General features: G+C 67.4%; 17 protein-coding genes and 1 other RNA gene. 10 read left to right on the forward strand and 8 right to left on the reverse strand.

All coding sequences use genetic code 11. The features are described from left to right. Nucleotides 1-22: 22 nt before the first annotated feature. Nucleotides 23-2,185, forward strand: a complete 2,163-nt coding sequence (glgX, locus tag QRM60_RS08305; protein WP_285445956.1) for a glycogen debranching protein GlgX — start codon at nucleotides 23-25, stop codon at nucleotides 2,183-2,185. 16 nt (nucleotides 2,186-2,201) lie between these two features. Continuing rightward, the gene (locus tag QRM60_RS08310; RefSeq protein WP_285445957.1) at nucleotides 2,202-2,834 is read left to right on the forward strand and encodes an NAD(P)H-binding protein; all 633 of its coding nucleotides are present in this window, start codon (nucleotides 2,202-2,204) and stop codon (nucleotides 2,832-2,834) included. A gap of 328 nt (nucleotides 2,835-3,162) precedes the next feature. On the opposite strand, the gene QRM60_RS08315 is transcribed toward QRM60_RS08310, so the two are convergent. Beyond that, nucleotides 3,163-3,921, reverse strand: coding sequence for an SDR family NAD(P)-dependent oxidoreductase (locus tag QRM60_RS08315; RefSeq protein WP_285445958.1), 759 nt, complete (start codon nucleotides 3,919-3,921; stop codon nucleotides 3,163-3,165). 329 nt (nucleotides 3,922-4,250) lie between these two features. Here QRM60_RS08315 and QRM60_RS08320 point away from each other — a divergent pair, with 329 nt between their 5' ends. Both QRM60_RS08320 and QRM60_RS08325 read left to right on the forward strand, forming a co-directional pair. Then, the gene (locus QRM60_RS08320) at nucleotides 4,251-5,660 is read left to right on the forward strand and encodes an FAD/NAD(P)-binding protein (protein ID WP_285445959.1); all 1,410 of its coding nucleotides are present in this window, start codon (nucleotides 4,251-4,253) and stop codon (nucleotides 5,658-5,660) included. Between the two features lie 322 nt (nucleotides 5,661-5,982). Further along, entirely contained in the window at nucleotides 5,983-6,414 is a 432-nt protein-coding gene (locus QRM60_RS08325) for a VirK family protein (RefSeq protein ID WP_285445960.1), read from the forward strand. A gap of 195 nt (nucleotides 6,415-6,609) precedes the next feature. Here QRM60_RS08325 and QRM60_RS08330 read toward each other — a convergent pair whose 3' ends face one another. Beyond that, nucleotides 6,610-8,082, reverse strand: coding sequence for an efflux transporter outer membrane subunit (locus QRM60_RS08330; RefSeq protein ID WP_285445961.1), 1,473 nt, complete (start codon nucleotides 8,080-8,082; stop codon nucleotides 6,610-6,612). A gap of 90 nt (nucleotides 8,083-8,172) precedes the next feature. Between QRM60_RS08330 and QRM60_RS08335 the strand changes: the two genes are divergently transcribed. The 5 genes from QRM60_RS08335 to QRM60_RS08355 all read left to right on the forward strand — a co-directional run bounded on the left by QRM60_RS08335 (nucleotide 8,173) and on the right by QRM60_RS08355 (nucleotide 14,821). After that, the gene (locus QRM60_RS08335; protein ID WP_285445962.1) at nucleotides 8,173-8,790 is read left to right on the forward strand and encodes a TetR/AcrR family transcriptional regulator; all 618 of its coding nucleotides are present in this window, start codon (nucleotides 8,173-8,175) and stop codon (nucleotides 8,788-8,790) included. A gap of 75 nt (nucleotides 8,791-8,865) precedes the next feature. Continuing rightward, nucleotides 8,866-9,981 (forward strand): efflux RND transporter periplasmic adaptor subunit, encoded by a 1,116-nt coding sequence (locus QRM60_RS08340; protein ID WP_285445963.1) that lies wholly within the window; start codon nucleotides 8,866-8,868, stop codon nucleotides 9,979-9,981. Then, nucleotides 9,978-13,067 (forward strand): efflux RND transporter permease subunit, encoded by a 3,090-nt coding sequence (locus QRM60_RS08345; protein ID WP_285445964.1) that lies wholly within the window; start codon nucleotides 9,978-9,980, stop codon nucleotides 13,065-13,067. Before QRM60_RS08340 ends, QRM60_RS08345 begins: the two co-directional genes overlap by 4 nt. 355 nt (nucleotides 13,068-13,422) lie before the next feature. Further along, the gene (locus QRM60_RS08350) at nucleotides 13,423-14,169 is read left to right on the forward strand and encodes an NAD(P)-binding domain-containing protein (RefSeq protein ID WP_285445965.1); all 747 of its coding nucleotides are present in this window, start codon (nucleotides 13,423-13,425) and stop codon (nucleotides 14,167-14,169) included. Nucleotides 14,170-14,488: 319 nt separating this feature from the next. Continuing rightward, complete coding sequence (locus QRM60_RS08355) at nucleotides 14,489-14,821, forward strand: DUF6172 family protein (RefSeq protein WP_285445966.1); 333 nt, start codon at nucleotides 14,489-14,491, stop codon at nucleotides 14,819-14,821. Nucleotides 14,822-15,028: 207 nt separating this feature from the next. Here QRM60_RS08355 and QRM60_RS08360 read toward each other — a convergent pair whose 3' ends face one another. Continuing rightward, nucleotides 15,029-16,306 carry a DEAD/DEAH box helicase gene (locus QRM60_RS08360; RefSeq protein WP_285445967.1) on the reverse strand — a complete coding sequence of 426 codons (1,278 nt, stop codon included), beginning with the start codon at nucleotides 16,304-16,306 and terminating at the stop codon, nucleotides 15,029-15,031. A 369-nt stretch (nucleotides 16,307-16,675) separates the two neighbouring features. Between QRM60_RS08360 and QRM60_RS08365 the strand changes: the two genes are divergently transcribed. Then, a non-coding RNA gene (locus QRM60_RS08365) (sX9 sRNA) lies at nucleotides 16,676-16,749 on the forward strand. Between the two features lie 250 nt (nucleotides 16,750-16,999). Here the strand turns inward: QRM60_RS08365 and QRM60_RS08370 are convergent. The 5 genes from QRM60_RS08370 to QRM60_RS08390 all read right to left on the reverse strand — a co-directional run bounded on the left by QRM60_RS08370 (nucleotide 17,000) and on the right by QRM60_RS08390 (nucleotide 24,758). Further along, the gene (locus QRM60_RS08370) at nucleotides 17,000-18,466 is read right to left on the reverse strand and encodes a dihydrolipoamide acetyltransferase family protein (protein ID WP_285445968.1); all 1,467 of its coding nucleotides are present in this window, start codon (nucleotides 18,464-18,466) and stop codon (nucleotides 17,000-17,002) included. Beyond that, nucleotides 18,463-18,846: an SH3 domain-containing protein gene (locus tag QRM60_RS08375; protein ID WP_040940478.1), complete on the reverse strand. Its 384-nt coding sequence runs from the start codon at nucleotides 18,844-18,846 to the stop codon at nucleotides 18,463-18,465. Before QRM60_RS08375 ends, QRM60_RS08370 begins: the two co-directional genes overlap by 4 nt. Before the next feature lies 1 nt (nucleotide 18,847). Beyond that, nucleotides 18,848-19,831 carry an alpha-ketoacid dehydrogenase subunit beta gene (locus QRM60_RS08380; protein WP_076040491.1) on the reverse strand — a complete coding sequence of 328 codons (984 nt, stop codon included), beginning with the start codon at nucleotides 19,829-19,831 and terminating at the stop codon, nucleotides 18,848-18,850. Between the two features lie 79 nt (nucleotides 19,832-19,910). Further along, on the reverse strand, nucleotides 19,911-20,999 hold the full coding sequence (pdhA, locus tag QRM60_RS08385; protein ID WP_285445969.1) for a pyruvate dehydrogenase (acetyl-transferring) E1 component subunit alpha: 1,089 nt from the start codon (nucleotides 20,997-20,999) through the stop codon (nucleotides 19,911-19,913). A gap of 177 nt (nucleotides 21,000-21,176) precedes the next feature. Next, nucleotides 21,177-24,758, reverse strand: coding sequence for a lamin tail domain-containing protein (locus QRM60_RS08390; RefSeq protein ID WP_285445970.1), 3,582 nt, complete (start codon nucleotides 24,756-24,758; stop codon nucleotides 21,177-21,179). Nucleotides 24,759-24,990 lie beyond the last annotated feature (232 nt).

The raw sequence follows: 24,990 nt of genomic DNA on the forward strand, positions 1-24,990 counted from the left end.
ACCGCGTTCTAAGGAGTCACCGATGGCCACTCGCAAGTTCACCCAGCGCTCGCGCATTCGCGAAGGCCGTCCCAATCCACTCGGTGCCACCTGGGATGGCCTGGGCGTCAATTTCGCGCTGTATTCGCGCAATGCCACCCGCGTGGAGCTGTGCCTGTTCGATGAGCGTGGCCGCGAGCAGGAACGCATTCCGCTACCCGAATACACCGACGAGGTCTGGCACGGTTACCTGCCCGACGCGCGCCCGGGCCAGCTCTACGGCTACCGCGTGCATGGCCCGTACGCACCCGATGCCGGGCACCGCTTCAACCACAATAAATTGCTGCTGGACCCATATGCCAAGCAGATCGTGGGCGAACTCAAATGGGCGCCGCACCTGTTCGGTTACACCATCGGGCATCGCGACAAGGACCTGAGCTTCGATCGTCGCGACAGTGCTGCGTTCATGCCCAAATCCGCAGTGATCGACCCGGCCTTTACCTGGGGCCAGGACCGCCCGCCGCAGACCCCGTGGAACCGCACGGTGATCTACGAGGCGCACGTGCGCGGCCTGAGCATGCTGCACCCGGCCGTGCCGCCGGAAAACCGCGGCACGTTCTCGGCACTGAAGACCGACGAGTTGATCGACCACATCAGTTCACTCGGCGTCACTGCGGTCGAATTGCTGCCCGTGCACGCCTTTGTCGATGACCAGTACCTGCTGGAAAAAGGCCTGCGCAATTACTGGGGCTACAACACGCTGGGCTTTTTCGCGCCGCAGGGCCGTTACATGTCCACGCGCACGGTGGCCGAGTTCAAGCAGATGGTGGCGCGGCTGCATCACGCCGGGCTCGAAGTGCTGCTGGACGTGGTCTACAACCACACCGCCGAAGGCAACGAGCTCGGGCCGACGCTGTCGTTCAAGGGCATCGACAACGCCAGCTATTACCGCCTGGCCGACGATCGCCGTTTCTACATCAACGACACCGGCACCGGAAACACCTTCGACCTCACCAATGTCGGCGCGCTGCGCATGGTGATGGACTCGCTGCGTTACTGGGTGCAGGAAATGCATGTCGACGGGTTCCGCTTCGACCTGGCCAGCATCCTCGGCCGCGAGCGGTATGGGTTCGATCCCTCGGGCAGCTTCCTGGATGCCGTGCGCCAGGATCCGGTGCTCAGCCAGACCAAGCTGATCGCCGAGCCATGGGACATCGGCCCCGGCGGTTATCAAGTGGGCAACTTCCCGCCAGGCTGGGTGGAGTGGAACGACAAATTCCGCGATAACGTGCGTGCGTTCTGGCGTGGCGATGGCGGCCAGCTGGCAGAACTGGCCACGCGCCTCACCGGGTCGGCAGACCTGTTCAACCACAGCGGCCGCCGCCCCACCGCGTCGGTGAATTTCGTCACCGCGCATGACGGCTTCACCCTGCGCGATCTGGTCAGCTACGAAGGCAAGCACAACCTTGCCAACGGCGAAGACGGCCGCGATGGCAGCGATCACAATATCTCCGCCAACTACGGCGCCGAAGGCGAGACCGACAACCCCGCCATCAAGCAGCTGCGGCGGCAACAGATGCGCAACCTGCTGGCCACCTTGCTGCTCTCGCAAGGCACGCCGATGCTGCTGGCCGGCGACGAATTCGGGCATAGCCAGAACGGCAACAACAACGCGTACTGCCAGGACAACGAGCTGACCTGGATCAACTGGACCGCGGCCACCAAAGCCGCTGCCGCAGACCAGGCCGCGTTTGTGCGTCGCCTGATCCGCATCCGCCAGCGGTACCCGTTGCTGCATCGCGCACGCTTCTTCGACGGCAAGTTCGATGAAGCACTGGGCTTGAAGGACCTGACCTGGCTGGCGCCCAACGGCAACGAGATGGACGAAGCCGCCTGGCACGACCCCGAAGCCCGCGCGCTGATGCTGCGCCTGGATGGCCGTTCGCCGACCACCGGTTTGCGCGAGATCGCCGCCAATGTGACGCTGTTGATGCTGATCAATGCCGCGCCCACCAGCGTCGCGTTTACGCTGCCGGCGATGCACGACGAACACTGGCGCGTGCTGGTGGACACCGCACGTCACGGTGGCCGCGTGGTTGCCGGTGGCAGCGAATGGAAGGCACCGGCGCATTCGCTCACATTGCTGGCGGTGGAGCGCGACCGCATCGCCAGCAGTGCCCGGATCGTGTCGGAAGGCGCCCGCTGATGGCGGGGGCGCACTGATGGACGTGTTATTGGCCGGGGCGACCGGTCTGGTCGGGAAACATGTCCTGCAGCAATTGCTGGCCGACGCGCGCTGCACCGGTGTGGTGGCGATCACGCGCCGGCCGTTGACGCAGATCCACCCCAAGCTGCGCAACCAGGTGATCGACTTCGAACGCCTGGACAGCTGGACCGCACCGCACATGGAAGCGGCCATCTGCGCGCTGGGCAGCACCATGAAACAGGCCGGCTCGCGCGAGGCGTTTTATCGCATCGACCATGACTACCCGATGGCGATCGCGCGCGCCGCCTGCGCGCAAGGCACCTCAGTGTTCGTGCTCAACTCGGCAGCCGGCGCCAATGCCGATTCGCGGATCTTCTACAACCGCGTCAAAGGCGAACTGGAACGCGACCTGCGCGCCGTGGGATTCCCTTCGCTGACCTTCGTGCGCCCAGGCCTGATCGGCGGCGAACGCGAAGAACGCCGCACTGGCGAGCACCTCGGCAGCCTGGTGCTCGGCGCCCTGGGCCCCCTCCTGCCACGCCGCTTGCGCATCAACGCCGCAGACCGCATCGCCGCCGCCATGGTCAGTGCCGCGCTGGCACCGGCGCGCGGCGAGCACAGCGTTGGCGCCGCGGAGCTGGTTGGTTGAGCGTGCGGCGGCGCCAGCGACAGCACCCGTAGGAGCGCGCTCGCGCGCGATGAAGCGTTACCGGTAACGCCTCATCGCGCGCAAGCACGCTCCTACAAATTCTCGTGCAGAGCAGTTCCAGCGCAAGTACGCGCAAGCCCGTGCCGACGCCGTAATGGCTCGCCACACATCACGCTGCACACCATCCGCCGCATTGCGAACCCCGCTCGTCGTAGGAGCGCGCTTGCGCGCGATGGGCTTTACCGGCAAAGCTCCATCGCGCGCAAGCGCGCTCCTACCAGGCCGTCAAACACACGTGGCTCGAAACACGCAGCCACACACCACGGCCTCACACCCCCAGCGACTGCCCGCCATCCACTGCCAGCACCTGCCCGGTGATCCAGCGTGCCTGTGACGATGCCAGGAAGAGTGCGGCGTCGGCAACATGCTGCACCTGCCCGAAGCCGCCGAACGGAATGCTGTCGCGGATGCGTGCATACAACGCCGGTTCGTCGCGGCTGCGTTGTTGCCAGAGCCCGCCGGGGAATTCGATCGAGCCGGGTGCGATCGCGTTGACGCGGATGCGGTCGCGTGCCAGCTCGGCGGCCAGCGTGGTGGTGTAGTAGTTGAGCGCAGCCTTTGCGGTGGAATAGGCGATCGCGCGCGGGGTGGGGCGCTGGCCGTTGATCGAGCTGATGTTGAGAATCACCGCATCGCCACTCTGGCGCAGATGCGGCAGCGCGGCGCGGTTGCAACGCACCGCGGCCATCAGGTCGACATCCAGGCCGGCTTGCCAGCTTTCGTCGTCATTGCCGTGCCCGTAGCCGGAGGCGTTGTTGACCACCACGTCCAGGCCGCCCAACGCCTGTGCAGCGGCATGCACATAGCGCTCGATCTGCGCGGCGTCGGCCAGGTCGCAGGCAAACGTATGCACCGGCGCTCCGTGCGCTGCGAGCTGGGCAGCGGCGTCAGCCAGGCCGTTGGGATTGCGTGCGCACAGCGAGACCTGCGCGCCGCTTTGGACAAAGGCCTGCGCAATCGCCAGCCCGATCCCGCGGCTGCCGCCGGCGATCAGCACGCGTTGCGGTTGTGGGGGAGGTGTGGACATAGCGGCACTCGCATTGGTAAAGCCGCATTATCGATCACCGCCATGCCAGCCACTGTGCACTTACGGCGCTGCGGCCGGCAGCAACCGCGCGGTGTCATTCTGCGCAGCACGGCGTTGCACTGCGATTGGCGTGCCATGACGCAGCACCTTTCCCAGGCAGTGCCCGCTGTCATCTGAATGCAACCCGTCGTGCGTGAGCCGCGCAGCGCAATCCTCATCACCATGCGGCATGTGCTCATGCGCAATCGCATGCGTGCCGCTAACCATTTGTTTACACACCGCCGCAGCGCTGCGGGCACAACGTGCAGGTCTTCGAGCGGGAACTGCACATGGAAACCCATATCACCGTCATCGGCGCCGGCTTCTGCGGCAGTGCGCTGGTGCGCGCATTGGCACAGGGCGCTGACGCGCAGGTACGCATCACGCTGGTGGGTGTGGCCGAGACCTTCGGCAGCGGCATCGCCTATGGCGCCGCACGGCCGGAGCATCTGCTCAACGTGCGTGCCAAGGACCTCGGCATCGATGCCCAGGCACCGGCAGCTTTCGCCGACACGCTGCACCTGGGCGAATCGGGACGGCTGGAATTTCTGCCGCGGCTGGCCTATGGCGACTATCTGCGTAGCGAGCTGGATACGGCTGTCAGCGCGGCGCAGGCGTCGATCGTGCGGTTGTCGCAGGAAGCGGTGGCGGTGGAGCGCGCGCGGCGGGGTTTTCGTGTGTTCCTGGCCAATGGCGATGCGTTCCAGACCGACCAGGTGGTGCTCGCGGTGGGCGCGTTGCAGCCGCAGGCGCTGGCCGGCATCGGGCCGCGTTTGAGCGTGCACCCGCGCTACATCGGCTGGCCATGGCAGGGCGATGCGTTGTCGCGGCTGTCCCCCGACGATGACGTGCTGATCGTCGGCACTGGCCTGACCATGGTGGACGTGGCGCTGAGCTTGCACGCACGTGGCCACCGCGGCCGCCTGCTGGCGATCTCGCGGCGCGGCCTGGCACCGCAGGCGCATCTGCGCCAGCCAGGTGCAGCATTGGAGTTACCGCCGCATCTGCAACGGGCCATCAAGGATGCCGATCTGCGTGCCCTGTTGCGTGGCGTGCGCCAACTGAGCGTAGTGGTGGACGATTGGCGGCGCGTGGTGGATGCGCTGCGCCCGCATCTGCAGCCGCTCTGGCAACGTTTGGAGCTAAGCCAACGTGCGCGCTTTTTGCGCCATTTGCGCCCGTATTGGGAAGTGGCGCGGCACCGCGTGGCACCAGGCGCGGCCGATCAACTGGCGCAGCTGCAAGACAGCGGGCAGCTGCAGGTGGTGGCGGCGCGGTTATTGCGTGCGCGCTGGGTGCCGGACGGTGTGGAAGCGGTGATCCGTCCACGCGGCGGGGTCGATGCGCAGACCCGCCGTTTCGATGCGGTGGTGCGCGCCACCGGGCTGGATACCGACATCGACCGCACCAGCGACCCCTTGATCGCCGGCATGCGCGAAGCCGGCTTGCTGCGGGCCGATCCGCTTGGCCTGGGCGTGGATACCGACGCGCAACTGCGCGTGCGCGATGGCGCCGGCCAGGTGGTGCCGGGGCTGTATTGCGTGGGGCCGCTGCTGCGCGGGCGCTATTGGGAAATCACGGCGGTGCCGGAATTGCGTGTGGCCACGCGGGCGTTGGCCGAGCGTCTGCTGCAGGGCGCAACGCCTGCGTTACAGCCGCAACCCGACGCCACACCGCGCGAGGTCAACGCAAGGCCGTAGGGTTGCACCGGCTGCCGCCACGCGCGTGCAGTGAGATGTCAGGCGGATCAATGTTGCGGCCGCTGACAGCGGTGCGATGCGGCAAGGGTGGGCATCGCATTCATCAGTAGGCTCGCAACGTCATGCACAGCCTCTGCGCGCATGGGTATAGCCGGCGATGTGGATCGGTTGCGCACTTTTGCGCAGCCGTCGCCAAACAGCGCAAACATGCCGCGTGATGCGTAGCGCACTGCACTGCTGCAGACAGCACTGGGTCATGTTGTGGGCCCTGGATTGCCTAGAGTCCAGGCCGCTTCATTCCCCTGTCTGCCTGGAGCTTGCCATGTCCCGTCCCGCATCTATCGCCGCGATCGCCGCGCTGTGTGCTTGCGCACTGCCCGCCTTCGCCAGTGAAACCCTCAACAGCCGCACCGACGTGCTTGCCGCACTGGAAGCCGGCTACGACGTCAGCGTGAGCACGGACCTGAGCCGCTGCACACCGGAAGAGGGCACGCCGGTGAGCCGTACGCGTGGCGGCCGCCATATCGATGCGTATCGCATCACCGACGACGGAAACGTGGCCTTCTCCGGCGCGCACTTCACCGTGGCCAACGACGGCAAGCCGATCCAGCAGTTCATGCGTTATCAGCTGCGCCCGGATGGCAGCGTGCGTTTCACCACTTACATGTACGACCTGCCCGGTCTGCAGCAGCGCGGCCCGGTACTGGCGTATCAGTGCGCGTTCAATGAGGGTGCGCGTTTCCACGCGGATTGAAGCGCTCGCACGTGCTGCTAAAAAAGGCGCGCTGGTTTGTTGAACTGCTGCAAGCAGGCGCCTTTGCGCCGCGCACGGAGCACGGCCGCTAACGCGTGCTCCGCTGTCACGCTGCAGCTGCAGCCTGCACGCAACTACAGCCGCAGGCACCGGCAGCGCTATCGCCCTGCACGGCCCGTGACCGTACGCGCAGCCTCAGTGCTGCGCGGGTCCCTGCACCGCCACTGCGGTGGCGGGCGTGCTCTCCCAGCCGCCGCCCAGCGCCTTGAACGCGGCTACCGCGCTGCGGGCCGCCTCGGTCTGCGCCTGCAGTTGCGCATCGGAGGTGCGCAGCAAGGCGTCGTCGGCATTGAGGACTTCGATCAGGCTGACCACACCCTTCTCGTAGGCTGCTGCGGAGGCGCCGCGTGCCTTGCCCAGCGCGTCCACACCTTGTGCCAGCACGGTGGCCTGCTGCTCGCGTTTGACCAGCGCGGTGAGCGCGTTTTCCACATCTTCGGTGGCGCGCAGCACGGCGAGCCGGTAGGCGGCCAGCTGTTCGGCCTCCTGGCCCTTGGCCTGTGCGATCTGCGCATTGATGCGGCCGAAATCGAACAGCCGCCAGCGCAGCCCAAGCACGCCGGCCGATTGCGCGGCGTCGCCGGTGAACAGGTTGGCGCCGGAGATGGCGGTGGCACTGCCGATCAACCCGCTCAGCGAGAATTTGGGGTAGTACTCGGCCATGGCCACGCCAATGCGCGCGTTGGCTGCGGCCAGCCGGCGCTCGGCCACGATCAGGTCCGGCCGCCGCCGCAACAGGTCGCCCGGCGAGGCGGCGCCGGTCACCTGCGGGGCGGTCGGGATCGGCGTGCTGGTCGCCAGCTCGGCCCGGTGGGTGCCGGGCGTGGCGCCCAGCATCACGTCCAGGGCGTTCATCGCTGCGGTCAGCGCGGTCTCCAGCGCGGGCACGCCGGCCTGGGCCTGGGTCAGCGCGCCCTGCGCCTGATGCACCTGCAGGTCGGCCGCCAGCCCCTTGCCCTGCAGTAGCGTCACCATGGCGAGCAGCTGCTGTTGGGTGGCGACCTGGCGCTGGGCCACTGCCAGCCGTGCCTGCAGGCCGCGGATGCTGATGTAGGTATCGGCGGTTTGCGCCGCCACCGCCAGCCGCGTGGCGGCCGCCCCGGCAGCGCTGGCCTGGTAATCGGCCAGTGCCGCCTGGCGGCCACGGCGCAGCCCGCCGAAGACATCGATCTCCCAGCTGGCGTTGGCAGTGGCTTCGTAGACGCTGGCATAGCGGTCGAAGTCCGGGGTGTTGCGCAGCACCTGCCCGAGCGGGGTTTCCAGCGACTGGTAGGCGCGGGTGGCCTGGCCATTGATGCTGCCAGAGGGCAGCAGGGCGGCGTTGGCCGCGCCCAGCCCCGCGCGCGCCTGGGTCACGCGCGCGGCGGCCTGGGCCAGGTCCAGGTTCTGCGCCAGCGCCGCCGTGACATACCGGTCCAGGGCCGGGTCGCCAAAGCCGGCCCACCAGCGCGACAGATCGACCGGGGCAGCGGCACTGCGCTGCTCGGCGGCGTCCTGGGCCAGGTAACGGTCCGGCAGTGGGGCGTCGGGGCGAGCGTACTCGGGGCCGACCGCGCAGCCGGCAAGGCTGGCGGCAAGCAGCACGGTGAGGGTGCGCAAAGAGGGCATGGCGGGGCCGGTCTGGCAGTGGAAGTGTGGTGACTATAATACGAATCGGTCACTTTTGTATGTCCTGCGTCGGAGCGTTAAGCTGTGCGCATGAGCAAAGCATCCAGTTATCCCGTGTCGGGCCGCGGCCCGGCCGACCATGACGTGCGCGACCAGATCGTCAACGCCGCCACCGAGCATTTCAGACGCTACGGGTATGAGAAGACCGCCGTCTCGGACCTGGCCAAATCCATCGGTTTCTCCAAGGCGTACATCTACAAGTTCTTCGAATCCAAGCAGGCGATTGGCGAGATGATCTGCAGCAACTGCCTGCGCCAGATTGAGGACGAGGTGCGCGCCGCCGTGGACGAAACCGACTCGCCACCGGAGAAATTACGCCGGATGTTCAAGGTGATCGTGGAGGCGAGCCTCCGGCTGTTCTTCCAGGATCGCAAGCTGTATGAGATTGCCGCCTCGGCCGCTACCGAGCGCTGGCAGTCGGTGGTGGCCTACGAAGAGCGGGTGCAGACGCTGCTGCAGGAGATCCTGCAGCAGGGCCGCCAGAGCGGCGATTTCGAGCGCAAGACCCCGCTGGACGAAGCCTCCCGGGCGCTCTACGTACTGATCCGGCCGTACACCAATCCGTTGCTGATGCAGCACAGCCTGGACGTCATCGACGAGGTTCCCGGGCTGTTGTCGGGGCTGGTGCTGCGCAGCCTGTCGCCTTAATGCGTTTGTGACTATTGACTGATTTGGTCACAAGTACCAAGATGCGAGCCATCCTAGAACTCCACTGGAACTCGCATGCGTCGGCGCCGTCTTGTTGTTGCATCCCTGCTGTGTGTGCTGCCGCTGGCGTTGGCCGGCTGTGGCGACAAGACCCCGCCTGATCCGCGCACCGCCACGCCGCTGGTGCGGGTGGCGACGGTTGGCGACGCCAGTTCGGCGGCGCGCAGCTTTTCCGGCACGGTGGCGGCGCGGGTCCAGAGCGACCTGGGCTTCCGCGTCTCCGGAAAAGTGTCCGAGCGCCTGGTCGATGCCGGGCAGCGGGTGACCCGCGGCCAGCCGCTGCTGCGGATCGATCCGGTCGATCTCAAGCTTGCCGCGCAGGCGCAACAGGAAGCGGTGACTGCCGCGCGGGCGCGGGCGCAGCAGGCAAGCGAGGACGAAGCGCGTTATCGTGACCTGCGCGGCACCGGCGCCATTTCGGCCTCGGCCTACGACCAGATCAAGGCCGCCGCCGATGCCGCCAAGGCACAGCTGAGCGCAGCGCAGGCGCAGGCTGATGTGGCGCGCAACGCTAACCGTTACACCGACCTGCTGGCCGACGCCGATGGCGTGGTCATGGAAACCCTGGTCGAACCCGGCCAGGTGGTTGCGGCCGGGCAGCCGGTGGTGCGGCTGGCGCATGCCGGGCGCCGCGAAGCCATCATCCAGCTGCCGGAGACGCTGCGGCCGGTGGTGGGCTCCACCGCACAAGCCACCTTGTTCGGCAATGCCGCGGTCACCGAGCCCGCCACGCTGCGTCAGTTGTCCGACAGCGCAGACCGGCTCACGCGCACCTTCGAGGCGCGCTACGTGCTTGGCGGCGCCCTGGCCGACGCGCCCCTGGGCACCACGGTGAGCATCCGCATTCCCGAAGCCGCCACCACGCAGGCGGGGGTACAGGTGCCGCTGGCCGCGCTGTTCGATGCCGGCAAGGGCCCGGGCGTGTGGGTGATCGCCGGCACGCCGGCCAAGGTGGCGTGGCGGCCCGTGCGGGTGCTGCGCCTGGATGACGATCACGCCAATGTCGCCGGCACGCTCGCGCGCGGTGAGCGCATCGTTGCGCTGGGTGCGCATCTGTTGCGCGACGGGCAGCACGTATGCGTTGCCGGCGCCACCGCCAAGCCCGCGCCTGCGGCAGGAGCGCAGCCGTGAGCGAAGGCCGCTTCAATCTCTCCGCGCTGGCGGTCCGCGAGCGCTCCATCACCTTGTTCCTGATCGTGCTGATCTCGCTGGCGGGCCTGGTGGCCTTCCTCAAGCTGGGGCGCGCGGAAGACCCGGCGTTCACCGTCAAGGTCATGACCATCATCACTGCCTGGCCCGGCGCCACGCCGCAGGAAATGCAGGAGCAGGTGGCCGAAAAACTCGAAAAGCGCATGCAGGAATTGCGCTGGTACGACCGCACCGAAACCTATACGCGCCCGGGCCTGGCATTCACCACCTTGACGCTGCTGGACAGCACGCCGCCCGGTGAAGTGCAGGAACAGTTCTACCAGGCGCGCAAGAAAGTCGGCGACGAAGCCGGCAACCTGCCGGCGGGTGTGATCGGGCCGATGGTCAACGACGAATATGCCGATGTCACCTTCGCGCTGTTTGCGCTCAAGGCCAAGGGCGAGCCGCAACGGTTGCTTGCCCGCGATGCGGAAACCATGCGCCAACGCCTGTTGCATGTGCCCGGCGTCAAGAAGGTCAACATCATCGGCGAACAACCCGAGCGCATCTTTGTCGAGTTCTCGCATGATCGCCTGGCCACGCTGGGCGTCAGCCCGCAGGACGTGTTTGCCGCGCTCAATGCGCAGAATGCATTGACGGCGGCCGGCTCGGTGGAGACGCGCGGGCCGGATGTGTTCATTCGCCTGGACGGCGCACTCGACAACCTGCAGAAGATCCGCGATACCCCGCTGGTGGTGCAGGGCCGCAGCCTGAAGTTGTCCGATATCGCCACCGTCAAACGTGGCTATGAAGACCCGTCAACGTTCATGATCCGCAGCGGCGGCGAGCCGGCGTTGTTGCTGGGCATCATCATGCGCGATGGCTGGAATGGCCTGGATCTGGGCAAGTCGCTCGATGCCGAAGTGGGCGCCATCAACGCCGAATTGCCGCTGGGCATGCAGCTCAGCAAGGTCACCGACCAGGCGGTCAACATCGATGCGTCGGTGGGCGAGTTCATGACCAAGTTCTTCGTCGCGCTGCTGGTGGTGATGCTGGTGTGCTTCGTCAGCATGGGCTGGCGCGTGGGCATCGTGGTGGCAGCGGCGGTGCCGTTGACGCTGGCGGCGGTGTTCGTGGTGATGCTGGCCACTGGCAAGAACTTCGACCGCATTACGCTGGGCTCGTTGATCCTGGCGCTGGGCCTGTTGGTGGACGACGCCATCATTGCCATCGAAATGATGGTGGTGAAGATGGAAGAAGGCTACGGCCGCGTTGCTGCCTCGGCGTATGCGTGGAGCCACACCGCCGCACCGATGTTGTCCGGCACGCTGGTGACCGCAGTGGGCTTCATGCCCAATGGCTTTGCCGCCTCCACCGCGGGCGAATACACCAGCAACATGTTCTGGATCGTCGGCATTGCGTTGATCGCCTCGTGGGTGGTGGCGGTGGTGTTTACACCGTATCTGGGCGTCAAGTTGCTGCCGGATCTGAAGAAGATCGAAGGCGGCCACGAGGCGATGTACAACACCCCGCGCTACAACCGTTTCCGCAATGCACTGGGGCGTGTGATTGCCCGCAAATGGCTCGTGGCAGGCTCGGTGGTGGGGCTGTTCGTGCTGTCCATCCTGGGCATGGGCGTGGTCAAGAAACAGTTCTTCCCGATCTCCGATCGCCCTGAAGTGTTGGTCGAAGTGCAGCTGCCCTATGGCACTGCGATCACCCAGACCAGCGCGGCCACCGCCAAGGTGGAAGCATGGCTGTCCAAGCAGGCCGAGGCCAAGATTGTCACCGCGTATATCGGCCAGGGCGCGCCGCGCTTCTTCCTGGCCATGGGCCCGGAGTTGCCGGATCCCTCGTTCGCCAAGATCGTGATCCGCACCGACAGCCAGCACGAGCGCGATGCCTTGAAGCTGCGCCTGCGCGAGGCGGTTGCACAAGGCCTGGCTCCCGAAGCCCGCCTGCGGGTGACGCAGCTGACCTTCGGCCCGTACTCGCACTTTCCGGTGGCATACCGGGTGAGTGGCGCCGACCCGGCCGTGGTGCGCGACATCGCCGCGCAGGTCAAGCAGCGCATGCAGGACAGCCCGATGCTGCGCACCGTCAATACCGACTGGGGCACGCGCACGCCGACGCTGCATTTCACCCTGGATCAGGACCGCCTGCAGGCGGTGGGCTTGAGTTCCTCCGCGGTGGCCCAGCAGCTGCAATTCCTGCTCAGCGGTGTGCCGATCACGCTGGTGCGCGAAGACATCCGCAGTGTGCAGGTGGTGGCGCGTTCGGCGGGCGATATCCGCTTCGATCCGGCGCGCATTGCCGACTTCACGCTGGCCGGTGCCAACGGGCAGCGCATCCCGCTCTCGCAGGTGGGTAGCGTGGATGTGCGCATGGAAGAACCGATCCTGCGCCGCCGCGACCGCGTGCCCACGATCACCGTCGGTGGCGATGTCGACGATGCCTTGCAGCCACCGGACGTGTCGGCGGCGATCACCAAGCAACTGCAGCCGCTCATCGCCTCGCTGCCGCCGGGCTATCACATCAAGGAAGCCGGTTCCATCGAGGAATCCGGCAAGGCCACCGCCGCGATGCTGCCGCTGTTCCCGATCATGCTGGCGATCACCTTGATCATCATCATCTTCCAGGTGCGTTCGATCTCGGCGATGGTGATGGTGTTCCTCACTAGCCCGCTCGGCTTGATCGGCGTGGTGCCAACGTTGATTGCCTTCCAGCAACCGTTCGGCATCAATGCGCTGGTGGGGTTGATCGCGTTGTCGGGCATCCTGATGCGCAACACGCTGATCCTGATCGGCCAGATCCACCACAACGAGGCCGAAGGTCTTGACCCGTTCCATGCGCTGGTGGAAGCCACCGTGCAACGTGCGCGCCCGGTGATTCTCACCGCCTTGGCGGCAATTCTGGCCTTCATCCCGCTCACCCATTCGGTGTTCTGGGGCACGCTGGCCTACACGCTGATCGGCGGCACCCTGGCCGGCACCATCCTGACCCTGGTGTTCCTGCCGGCGATGTATTCGATCTGGTTCAAGATCCGCCCGGACAACCACAGCGCAGCACCGGCGCCACTGCCTGCCTGAGGTGTCTTCGGCGCCGGCCACCGGGCCGGCGCCGATTCGGTAATGCACGTTTGCATTGCAGAAACAGCGCACGTGTCGCACGCCCGCGGCTGCGGTGCCGTGTTATGTCACGCTCATTCCCCTGCAAGGTCTTGCGCCGTGGTGTGCTGACCTGACGTGCTTTGCTTGCCCTTAAGCACACGCCGTGCATCGGTGGTGGATGCGGCCCACTCCAGGCGTTGTTGCGGACCGCCACAGGCCCCGTCGCGCGTGGAGGTGCTGTGGGCTCGGTAAGTCACTTACTTTTTCGTGCGTTCTTCTCATTGCTGCACGCGGCCCCAACACTGGTGACTTGACCACGTGATGAGGCACACCGATGCGGATTGGAATCATTGGAAGCGGCAATATCGGCGGCACCCTGGCGCGCAAGCTGCATGCCGCGCAACACGACGTCCGCGTTGCCAATTCGCGCGGTGAGCAGGGCGTGCGCGCGTTTGCGCAAGAGATCGGCGTGACCCCGGCGGATGTGCGCGAGGTGGTGCGCGATGTCGATGTGATCGTGCTTGCGATTCCATTGCCCGCCGTTGCCGAGCTTGCGGCCGGGCTGTTCGACGCAGTGCCGCCGCAAGTGCCGGTGATCGACACCAGCAACTATTACCCGGGCATGCGCGATGCGCGCATTGCCGCGCTCGACGCCGGCACGCCGGAAAGCGCCTGGGTGTCCGGGCAGATTGGCCGGCCGGTGATCAAGGCGTTCAACAACATCCTGGCCGACTCGCTGGCTGAGCGCGGCACACCGGCCGGCAGTGCGGGGCGTCTGGCGGTTGCGGTGGCCGGCGACGATGCCGCCGCCAAGCAGACCGTGATGCAGCTGGTGGACCAGGTCGGTTTCGATCCTGTCGATGGTGGCGCGCTGGCCGACTCCTGGCGGCAGCAGCCCGGCACCCCGGCGTATTGCTGCGACGACGACGCAGCGCGCATGCGCGCAGCGCTGGCCGCAGCGGTCCCGGGTGTGGCGCCGGGCAAGCGCGATCAGCTGCCGCAGTGGTTCGCCAAGCTCGGCCCCAATTCCAGCCATGCGCAGATCATTGCGATGAATCGTGCGTTGAACACCGCCGACTGAGCCTGCCGGTGCGTGCCACCGGGACGGCGCTGGAGTGCCGCCCGGAGGCGCACGTGTTGGCAGGGCAGCGTGGCATCCACGCGCCTGGCAAGCAGCTCTGCGTTGCGCACTGGCTGCAACCGGTAGCGCGTCTGTCAGATCGCTGCTTGGTCAGCGCCTGCGCATCAGACATCACGGCCCGCCCATCGCCGCAGACGCGTCTTCAGACACTGCCGCGCCATGCGGTCGATGCGTGGCGTCAAGGCCGCTGTGGCCGGCGATTCACCCAGAACGGCTGCGCGGCCTCACAATAGGCGGCCAGTTCCGGAACGATGTCCCCATGCGCAAGACCTACCAGCTCAACCTCGAAGGCAAGAACCGCGACCGTCTGCTGGAAGCCAGCAAGAACGATATCCGCAAGTACATCCGCCGCGAGCGCCGCAAGGATTTGCCGGAAGGCGCCGATTACTGGGACTTCGACATGCGCTTTGGTGTGGACGAAGCCAGCGCCGCGCCGCTGCCGCCGGCCGAGTTGATCCGCGCGATCAATGCGCTGACCAGCGAAGGCGGCAACCAGTATTTCGTGGAGATCCTGCGCAAGCCGGGCAAGCGCACCCCGCGTGTAGCCGGCGAAAGCGACCACGGCGATGAGCTGGATTTCGAGCAGGACTAAGAGTGTCCCGCGCCTGCACGCTGCGTAGCCCGGGTGCTGCCGCGGCTGCCTGACAACGCTGGATGACGGTGGAGGCCACGCGGGTCGTCGCACGTGTTGCTCTGCACGTAGACCGGCTCTGGCCGTCACCGCATGCGCGGGCTTACCACCCGCCTACGCACCAGCCGCACCACGCTGGGGTTGAAGCGCACCATCGGCGCGCCGGTATCAGTGCTGGTCGCCGGATGCCGCGGCGGCCTGGGCCGCGCGCAGCCTGTCCTTCTTGTTCGGGCGCTTGCCCTTGATGCCGCCGGTGGCGTCCGGCGCACGCGCGGTTGCATCGGTCTGCGGCGCGGCCACCGGCTCGAAGCCTGCCAACACCTCGATCGGTACGCGCACACCCTCACGTTTTTCGATCAGGCGCCACTGCGGCCGGCTCTCCGGTGTGACAAAGCTGATCGCGGTGCCGCTGGCACCGGCCCGCGCGGTGCGGCCGATGCGGTGGGTGTAGTCGACCGTGGCGCGGGGCAGGTCGTAGTTGAGCACCGCGGGCAGCGCGGCGATGTCGATGCCGCGCGCAGCCAGATCGGTGGCCACCAGCACCTGCACCTCGGCCTGTTTGAAGGCGTGCAGCGTGCGCTCGCGCCGGCCCTGGCTCAGGTCACCATGCAGCGACAGTGCAGTGATGCCGGTTTTTTCCAGCTTCTCGGCGACTTTTTCGGCGGTGTGCCGGCTGGCGACGAACACCAGCAGCTGCGGCCAGCCGTGGTCCTGCAGCAACTGCCGCACCAGCTGGGTGCGCAGGCCGGCGTCCACGGCGATGGCGCGCTGGGCGATCGCCGGGGCCTGCTCCGGGGTGGCCGCAATGGTGATGCGCAGCGGGTCGCGCAGGCGGCGCTTGGCCAAGACCGTGATTGCCGGCGGAAACGTGGCCGAGAACAGCACGCTCTGCCGCTGCGCCGGCAGCAGCGCCAGGATGCGTTCGAGCTCGACGCCAAAGCCCAGGTCGAGCAGGCGGTCGGCTTCGTCCAGCACCAGCGTGGCCACTGTGCCCAGCTGCAGCGCGTTGTGTTCCACCAGGTCCAGCAGGCGCCCCGGCGTGGCCACCACGATGTCGGCGCCGCCCCGCAATGCCATCAGCTGCGGGTTGATGGAGCTGCCGCCGGTGGCGGCGACGATCTTCAGCCGTCGCGGCAGATGCGCGGCCAGCTGCAGCAGGCTCTGCTCCACCTGGGCGGCCAGTTCGCGGGTGGGCACCAGGATCAGACCACCGAGCACGCGCGGCGCCTGATCCGGCGCCTGCATGCGCTGTTGCAGCAGCGGCAGCGCATAGGCCAGCGTCTTGCCGGAGCCGGTCTGCGCCATGGCGATCAGGTCGCGCCCGGCCAGCATGGCCGGAATTGCCTGCTGCTGGATCGGCGTGGGCGTGTGGTGCCCGGCCTTGGCCAGTGCGGTATCGAAACAGGGCTGCAGCGTTGGCGACAGCGAGAGGTGGGCAAATGACATGCGGCGATTATCCGGCCATTTGCGGCGCAGCGGCTGACTGCGGGCGTGATGGGTTTCTATGCCTGTGTCTGCGAAGGAACAACGGACGCTCCGGGGGCTGGCATCAATGCAGGCGAGGGGCGCGTCGTGATGGCGCTGCGCAGGCTGTTGTTCCGGGGTGTCTGCAGTGCAGCAGCATGCGGCTACCCATGCAGCGGTGGCGTGCTGCGGCGCAGCCAGGTGCAAAGGCGCGGCGCACTCGATCTGAAGTGCAGGCATGCAAATGCCGCATGCGTTTGAGCATGCGCGTGCCTGGCTTCCTCAGCTTAGAGCAGCTATCAAAACGACTGCGCAGCCGCCAGGCGGGCGCGGCCGGTGCTCGGAATCCTCATGTACCCCCGTACATTCCGGTTCCTCCGCGCCGTCCGCACCCACCTGACGACTGCTCGCTACGTTTTGTAGCCGCTCTTAGGGCAAACAGCCTGAAAACCACTGGCGGAATTGCGTGCATCACTCCGCGCACAAACCAACATTCCGCACAGACGAATCGTCATGGGGAACTGCGGTGCAGCACGCAGTGCGGTTGCACGTCTTCAATAGGGTCTGGCGCAGAGCGCACGACGGCAGCAGGGCGCAAGGCAGCGTCTAGCAGGTGCGCGGCCGCGGGGCGCTGCAACAGCCCAGTGACGCCATCTGGCGCCACTGGGCAACCACTCAGTTGGCCAATGCCAGATCGTCGATCAGTGCGCGCAGGAAACGCGCCGCTTCGCCACCGGTGGCGGCGCGGTGGTCGAAGGTCAGCGACAGCGGCATCACCTTGTGCGTTTCCACCCCGCCCATCACCGGGGTGAGCTGGTAACGCGCACGGCCGGCGGCGACGATCGCCACGCACGGCGGCACCACCACTGGTGTGGCGTAGCGGCCGGCAAACATGCCGAAGTTGGACAGCGAGATGGTGTAGCCGCTCAGCTCGGACGCGGCGATGCTGCGGTTTTCCACCTGCTGGCGCAGGCGGTTGATGCTTTCGCGGATACCGTGCGCGTCCAGCATGTCGGCGTTGCGCAGTGCCGGTACGAACAGGCCTTCTTCGGTGTCCACTGCAATGCCGATGTCTACCTGCGGGTGCAGCGTGCGGCTCAGCGCATCGCCGTCGAACCAGGCGTTGAGCGCGGGCACGGCCTGGCAGGCGCGCACGATGCCGCGCACCAGGCGCACGGTGACGTCGTTGCCGGGCTGCCAGGCGTGCAGGTCGGCGTCGTCGTTGAGCGTGGTGGGCACCACCTTGGTGTGCGCATCGGCCATCACGCGTGCCATGTTGCGGCGCACGCCCTTGAGCTGTTCGGGCTGGCCCTTGACCGGGGTGCCCGGCGATTGCGTGCGCATCGGCTTGCCGCTGGCCGACAGCGTGGAGCGCGCCTGGTCGGCAGTGCGTGTGGTGTTGCTGGCCTGCGGCGACGTCGTGCCGGCTGCGGCCGGGCGCTGCCCATGATCACCGCCAAGGCTTGCCGCCGCTGCGCCGCCGATTGGTGCGATCACTGCGCCACGCACGGCCTGCGCCGTGCCTGCCGCCGCCGCTTGCTTCACGTCCGCCAGCGTCACCGTGCCATCGGGGCCGGTGGCGCGCACCTGGGTCAGGTCCACGCGCAACTTGCGTGCGAGCGCGCGCACCACCGGCATGGCGCGCACGCCACCCACGGCGATGGCTTGCTCGCTCTGCACGGCGTTGGAGCTCTGCATCGCGCCGACCACGGTGCCCGCATCGTCGCGGCCACCGTCGCTGTCGGCATCGGCAATCTCGCCGCCCTCATCGGAGGCCACCACGCGGGTGGTGGGGCCGGCCGCGCTTTCGCCAGTGCTCGGGGTCGGCGCTGCGGCAGGCGCGCCATGGCCATGCCCGTGGCCGGTGTCCTGGCCGTCGGCACGCTGCGGCTGCGAGGCATCCAGCGCGAACTGCGCCAGCACCGCACCGGTGGTGATCACATCGCCGGCGGCGCCGGCCAGCTTGACCACGGTACCGGAGAACGGCGAGGGCACCTCGACCACCGCCTTGGCGGTCTCCATCGACACCAACGGGTCGTCCAGGCGCACGGGGTCGCCCTCCTTGACGAACCATTCGACGATGGTGGCGTCGGGCAGGCCTTCGCCCAGGTCGGGCAGGTGGAAATTCTTGGCTTCGCTCATGGCAGGTTCTCTTGCGCCGTCTGCAGCTGCGGCGTGGTGTCGTCGAGGAGTTCGAGGTCGGCGGCCGGCAGCCAGCCCTGCGTGCCATCGGCACGCTCGGACCACCACCACCCCCCGTGTTCGTAATGCAGCAGCACGTGCTCGCCCTGGTGAGCATCGAGCTCGCGTGCATCGTAATCACGCAGCGCTTCGGCCAGGCCGTCGCCCAGCGGGCGCAGCCAGGCCACCGGCGCCCAGCCGGCGTGGCCTTCGCCGGTGTTCACCCAGGCAAACGCCGGCCATTCTTCATCGCGCACCCCAATGGCGACCTGCTGGCCGGCATGGAAGCGGATCGGGTTGGCGTAGGCGGCGCGGTAGTCGCAAAGCAGGCGGGCGCGCATATCAGCCCGCAGCCACCGCGCGGCGGGCGGCGGTGACGATGCGCTCCACGCTGGGCAGGAACTTCATCTCCAGCCGGAACAGCGGGATATGCGTGTCGTAGCCGGTCACCCGTTCTACCGGAGCGAGCAGGTCGTACATCGATTTTTCGGCCAGCTGCGCGGCAATCTCCGCACCGAAACCGGCGGTGCGCGGGGCTTCCTGCACGATCACGCAGCGGCCGGTCTTGGCCACCGATTCGGCAATGGTGTCGAAATCCAGCGGGCGCAGCGTGGCCACGTCGATGACTTCGGCGCTGATGCCTTCGCCGGCCAGTTTGTCGGCTGCTTCCAGTGCTTCCTTCACCTGCGCGCCCCAGGTCACCAGGGTGACGTCGGTGCCGTCGCGCAGCACGAAGCAGACATCCAGCGGCAGCGCTTCGCCATCGTTGGCCACTACTTCCTTGTACTGGCGGTAGATGCGCTTGGGCTCCATGTAGATCACCGGATCCGGGTCGCGGATCGCGGCCAGCAACAGGCCGTAGGCACGCTGCGGCGAGGACGGCAGCACCACGCGCAAACCAGGCACGTTGGTGAAGATGGCTTCGTTGGCCTCGCTGTGATGTTCCGGTGCGCGGATGCCGCCGCCCCACGGCACGCGCAGCACCATCGGACAATGCAGGCGGCCACGGGTGCGGTTGCGCAGGCGTGCAGCGTGGCAGATCAGGTGATCGACCATGGGGTACACAAAGCCGTCGAACTGCGCTTCGGCCACCGGCTTCATGCCTTGCGCGGCCAGGCCGACGCTCAGCCCGGCGATGGTGGTTTCATCCAGCGGCGTGTCGAGCACGCGCGCGCTGCCGAAGCGTTGCTGCAGGCCGGCGGTGGCGCGGAACACGCCGCCGTTGACGCCCACGTCCTCGCCCAGCACCAGCACCGCGGGGTCGTGTTCCAGCTCCCAGGCCAGCGCCTGGGTGATGGCTTCGATCAGGGTGATGGGCGAACTCATGGCGATCTCTCCGCGCGTGGCAGCGGCGTTGTAAGGGGCACTGGCCTACTGTGAGCCGGCGAGCTGTGCGTGGTTGAGCTCATCCATGACGGGCCTCCAGGGCGATGACCTCGGCGCGCTGGGCCAGCAGTTCGGCCGGCGGGTCGCCGTACAGATAATCGAACATCGCTTCCACCGGCTGCACCGGGGTATTGAGGTACGCATTGACCTCTTCGTCGATGCGCGCGCCGCACTCGGCCTTCCAGGCGTCTTCCTGCGCCTCGTCCCACAGACCTTGCGCGGTGAGGTAGCGGCGCAGGCGCAGCATCGGTTCGCGTGCCCAGGCCTGCTTCACTTCGTCCTCGCCACGGTAGCGGCGGGCGTCGTCGGCGGTGGTGTGGTCGGTGAGGCGATAGGTGAGGAATTCGATCACGGTGCCGCCCTCGCCGGCCAGGGCGCGCGCACGTGCCTGGCGCATGGCTTCGAGCACGGCGATGAGGTCGTTACCGTCCACCTGCAGGCAGTGCAGGCCGCCGGCCAGGCCCTTCTGTGCCAGCGTCTGCGCGCCGGTCTGCGCCGAGCGCGGCACCGAGATCGCCCAGCCGTTGTTGATCACGCACAGGATCAGCGGCAGCTTGTAGGCGCCGGCCGAGTTGAGCGCGGCGTAGAAGTCGGTCTTGGAGCTGCCGCCATCGCCGCAGCACGCCACCGCCACCTGCGCCTTGCCCTGCAGCTTGAACGACAGCGCCGAGCCGGCCGCGTGCAGGCATTGGGTGGAAATCGGCACGCAGATCGGGAAGTCGATCGCCGCATCGGCATCGCGCGGGTAGTCGCTGCCGCGCTCGTCGCCGCCCCAGTACAGCAGCACATCGCGTGGACGCACGCCGCGTTCGAACATGGTGCCGTATTCACGGTAGCTGGGCGCGAACACATCGCCGCTGCGCATCGAGGCACCGATTCCCACATGGGTGGCCTCGTGGCCGAGGCTGGCGGCGTAGGTGCCGAGCTTGCCGGTGCGCTGCAGCGCGATCGACTTGCTGTCGAAGGTCCGCACGAACAGCATGCGCTTGAACAGGGCGAGCAACTGTTGCGGGTTGGCGGCGTCGGCCGGCAGATCGTCGCGGACCAACTGGCCGTCCGCGTCCATGTATTGCAGATATTCGATTTCGAACTGCGCGGCTACGCTCATTGCGGCGACACCTTCATCAAGAAGTTTCAAATGATATGAGTTGCGATGTTAAGGACGGCGAAGCAAAAAGCTGTCCTGCACCGCAGCACACAATGATGCTGGGTTGCACAAAAAAAAGGGCGCGGACCAGGCCGCGCCCTTTGCCACAGTTGAAAACTGCGACGTGTTGCAGTGCGATCAACGCCGCCCGGCGCCGCCTCCGATCGGGGTGCTAATCCGCGCAGCGTTGTCGGCCGGGTTCGCATCCGGTGAACTGGAGCTGGCTGTGGCCTGCACCTGCACCGCGCGTTCGGCCGGGATCGGCTTGGTCGCCACGCTCAGCAGGAAGGCGGTTTGCGCACCGGGCTGCAGCGCAGCCGCAGTGGTGCAGACGAACACCGCACTGCGCAGCGACTGCAGCTGCTTGTCGCAGCGCCAGCCGCGTGGGGCCACCAGCAGCGACAGCGCAGACAGCGTGTTGCCCTCCACGCGCACGCTGACGCCGGTCGCCGGTGCGTTGCCGCGGTTGTCCACCAGCACGCGATAGCTCGCGTTGAAGGCGGTGGTCGGCAGGCTGGCGGGACCTTCCAGACGCACGGCCAGGTCGCTGCGCAACCGGGCCTGCACGGCCACCTTGGCGGTGTCGGTGTTGTTGTCCGGCTGCGGGTCGGGCGATTGCGAGGCGACCGAGGCGGCGAGGGTGAGGGTGCGGCCCGCCAGGTCCGCACCGGCATCCAGCTGCACGGTGAAGCTCTGCGCGTTGCCGGCGGCCAGGAGCGGGATGTTGCAGGTGAACGTGGTCTGCGTGGCATTGGTTAGGTTTTGGCAGATCCAACCGGCGGGCGCGGTGATGCGGGCTTGCACCGGGAGGTCGAACACCAGCGCGAGCGCTGTGAACGGTGCCCGATCTGGACCGCTGTTCTCCACATCCACGGTGTAGTCGATGCGCTCGCCTTCGAGCACCTGATCACGTGCTGCAGTGACCGCCACGCGCATGTCTGCATTCACCTGCGGCGTCATGCGTAACAGCACCACGGTGGGATCGTGATCGGAGAGGCGGGTGGGCGTGTTGGCATCGTTGCGCGCGGTGCCGGGGAAGTCGGCATTGATGCGTGCATGGCCCACCGACAACGAGGCGATGTTGGATGCGCGCATCAAGGCGTCGTTGGCCAGGATGTGGTCCAGCGACTGCACGTTGCCATCGAACGCGTAGGAGTAACTCTGGTCCGGTGTGTTGAACCAGGTCAGGTCGGTGTAGTCCGGGTCGACCAGATCGATGCCATCACCGCTGACCACTGTCTGCGCATCCGCTGCCGGCTTGCCGGTGACCGTGCCCATTGCGTCCACATAGCCATCGTTGAACTCGAAGGCGTTGAAGTCGCCCATCACCAGCACGCGTTCGGCCGGATCCAGCTGCTGGCGCGCCTGCAGTAAACGCGCCAGGTAGCTGGCCTGCGCCTGGCGCTTGGCCCGGATGCGGGTGCCGGCGGCGTCATCGGTTTCGGCGCCATTGAGCGAGCGCTGATGCACCACGATGGTGGTCAGCGGCAGCACGCGGCCGTCGGCCTGATGCACGCGGGTGCTGAGCACCAGCGGCGGGCGGTCGTTGAGCAGGCTCACCGCGCCGCCCGGTTCGGTCCAGGTGGTGGCCTTGCCTTCCTGCGCGACCGAAACCACTTCGACGCGCGGTACACCGCCGCTGACGTCGGCAGTCTTGACCAGGAAGCCGACGTCGATGCCGCCAACGTCATTGCCTTCCTGCAGATACGCCACGTACTTGGGATCCTGCTGGCCGGCGGCCACGGCGTCGGTGTTGATGCGGGCGGCCAGGGTCTGCAGCACGCTGATGTTTTCCACTTCCACCGTGCCCAGGATGTCGGGCGTGTGCAGGTAGTTGCGGATCGCCAGCGAGGCCTTGTTGAGGCGGGCCTGGAATGCAGCCGGGGTGAGCACCGGTTCACCGATCGCCGGGTCGTTCTGGTCGTCGAAGAAACGCTCCATGTTGTAAGTGGCCACGGCCACGTCGTCGGCTTGCGGCCGCGGTGCCGGGCGCGGCTGGTCGGCACCGTTGCAGCTCACCTGCGGGGTGCGTTCCGGGTACAGCGTGTAGCGGCGGAAGCTGTAATCCAGCGGGCCGACGACGTTGAACACGCGACAGCCGGCGGCCAGATCCAGGCGCTCGGCACCCACGCCGGCACTGCCGACGGCGATCACTTCCGGATTGGTGTTCCAGCGCGGCACGCCCGCCGGCGAGCCGGCCGGCAAGGGGTCGGGCAGTTGCACGCCGGGCTCGCGGAAGGCGCGCGGCAATTCGCTGACCACGGCATGGAAAACGCCGTTGCTGGTGGCGGTGGCGGTGGTCTCGTTGACGTTGCCGCCGGTGGGCGCATTGACGGTGAGGCTGGGCGCCGCCACGCGCATGCCTTCCAGCGCTTCGAGCTGATCAAAGGCGCCATTCGGGTTGGGCAGGGCCGGGCTCAGCAGCACGGGCTCAGGCAGCGCATTGCCGGTGGAATCCAGCAGCACGGTCAGGGTGCCGCCAATTTCGGTCAGCGGCGGCTGGGTCGGGTCGGCGGTGGGCACGTATTCGATCACCGTGCCCTGCACGCGCACCCGGTTGCCGATGGCGGCGGTGTCCGGTGGGGCGCTGCCGGTATAGACGTAGACGCCTTCGGAGGTGGCCGGGTCGGCATCGGCTTCGGCCGTGGGCGCCTGCAGGAAGAAACCGGCGCTGCGGCGCGCAGTGACGATCCCGGAGGTCGCCACCACCTGGCCTTCCAGCGGCGAGCGTGCGCCCTTGCCCTGGATGGCGTGGATCGGCAGCAGCTGGAAATCGTCGTTGACGATGGTGCCGGTGGCGCTCAGCGTAGCCGGCAGCGCACCGGTGAGGCCGCTGATCTGCAGGGTGAAGGTTTCATCGGGTTCGGGCGTGGTGTCACCGAGCACCTCTACCGCGACGGTGGCAGTGCGCTCGCCTGCGGCGATCTGCACGCTGGTGGCGGGCAGGGCCAGGTAGTCGCTGCCGGCCACGGCGGTGCCATTGGCGGTAGCGGCAGTAAAGCGCACGCCACCGGCACCGGCCGGCTGGCTCAGGCTCAGCGTGAACACGACGCTGCGGCTGCCGGCGTTGCCTTCGGCCTGGCTGACATCGGCCAGCGTGGCGATCGGCTGGCCGCCACCGCTGCACAGCCGTGCGCCGCTGGCGGCATTGCGCGGGGCCGGGGCGCCAGCGGCGAAATCGGCGGCGTTGTTGTTGGTGTCGCTGCAGCCTTCGCTGCCACGCAGCACCGCCAGCGTGTTGCTGGGCGCCGGGGCGGGCGCGTTGCCTTCGGCGCAGCTGGCATTGCTGCCGTAGCCGACCAGATCAGCGTATTCGGTGGGGCAGGTGCCGCTCAGCGCGGCGGTACTGTTGCGCAACGCCACCTTGCCGGCAGTGCCGCTCATGGCCAGCGTGCCGGTGGCATCGGGCGTGGGCAGCGCAACGCTGCCGCCGCTGCCATCGGCCTGTTTGATCAGGTAATAGCCACCGGCCGGCACCGTGCCCGCCAATGGCGTGGTCTGCCAGCTGCTGCCGGCGGCCGAGGCGTATTGCACCGACCAGCCGTCCAGGCTGACCGTGGTGGTGCCGGTGTTGTGCAGCTCGATGAAATCGCTGCGGAGGGTGGCGCCACTGTTGCCGCCACCGCCGTAGACCTGGCTGATGACGACTTCGGCGCTGGCGTGGCCGGCAAACGCCAGCGCACAGACGAATAAGGCTGCACGACGCTGCAACACTTGCATGAGATGAGAGTCCCCTGATCCTTGAGACGTGGAGCGCTCCCCTGGTCCGGCCACGTCCCTGGCCGGCAGCGCTGTTCGATTCTGCATGAATTTGCAGGCTCAGGTTGACGATAGGGTGACACCGGCGCAGCGGCTGCGACTGGGCCTGTGGAGAGAGCCGGTTTTTCAACAGTGAAGGACCGCCGGGCGCGACTGCGCGCGGCGCGGCAGAGCCCGCTGATCGATGACGTGC

The organism is Xanthomonas sp. fls2-241-TYG-148, assembly GCF_030208815.1.
Lineage (GTDB): Bacteria > Pseudomonadota > Gammaproteobacteria > Xanthomonadales > Xanthomonadaceae > Xanthomonas > Xanthomonas campestris.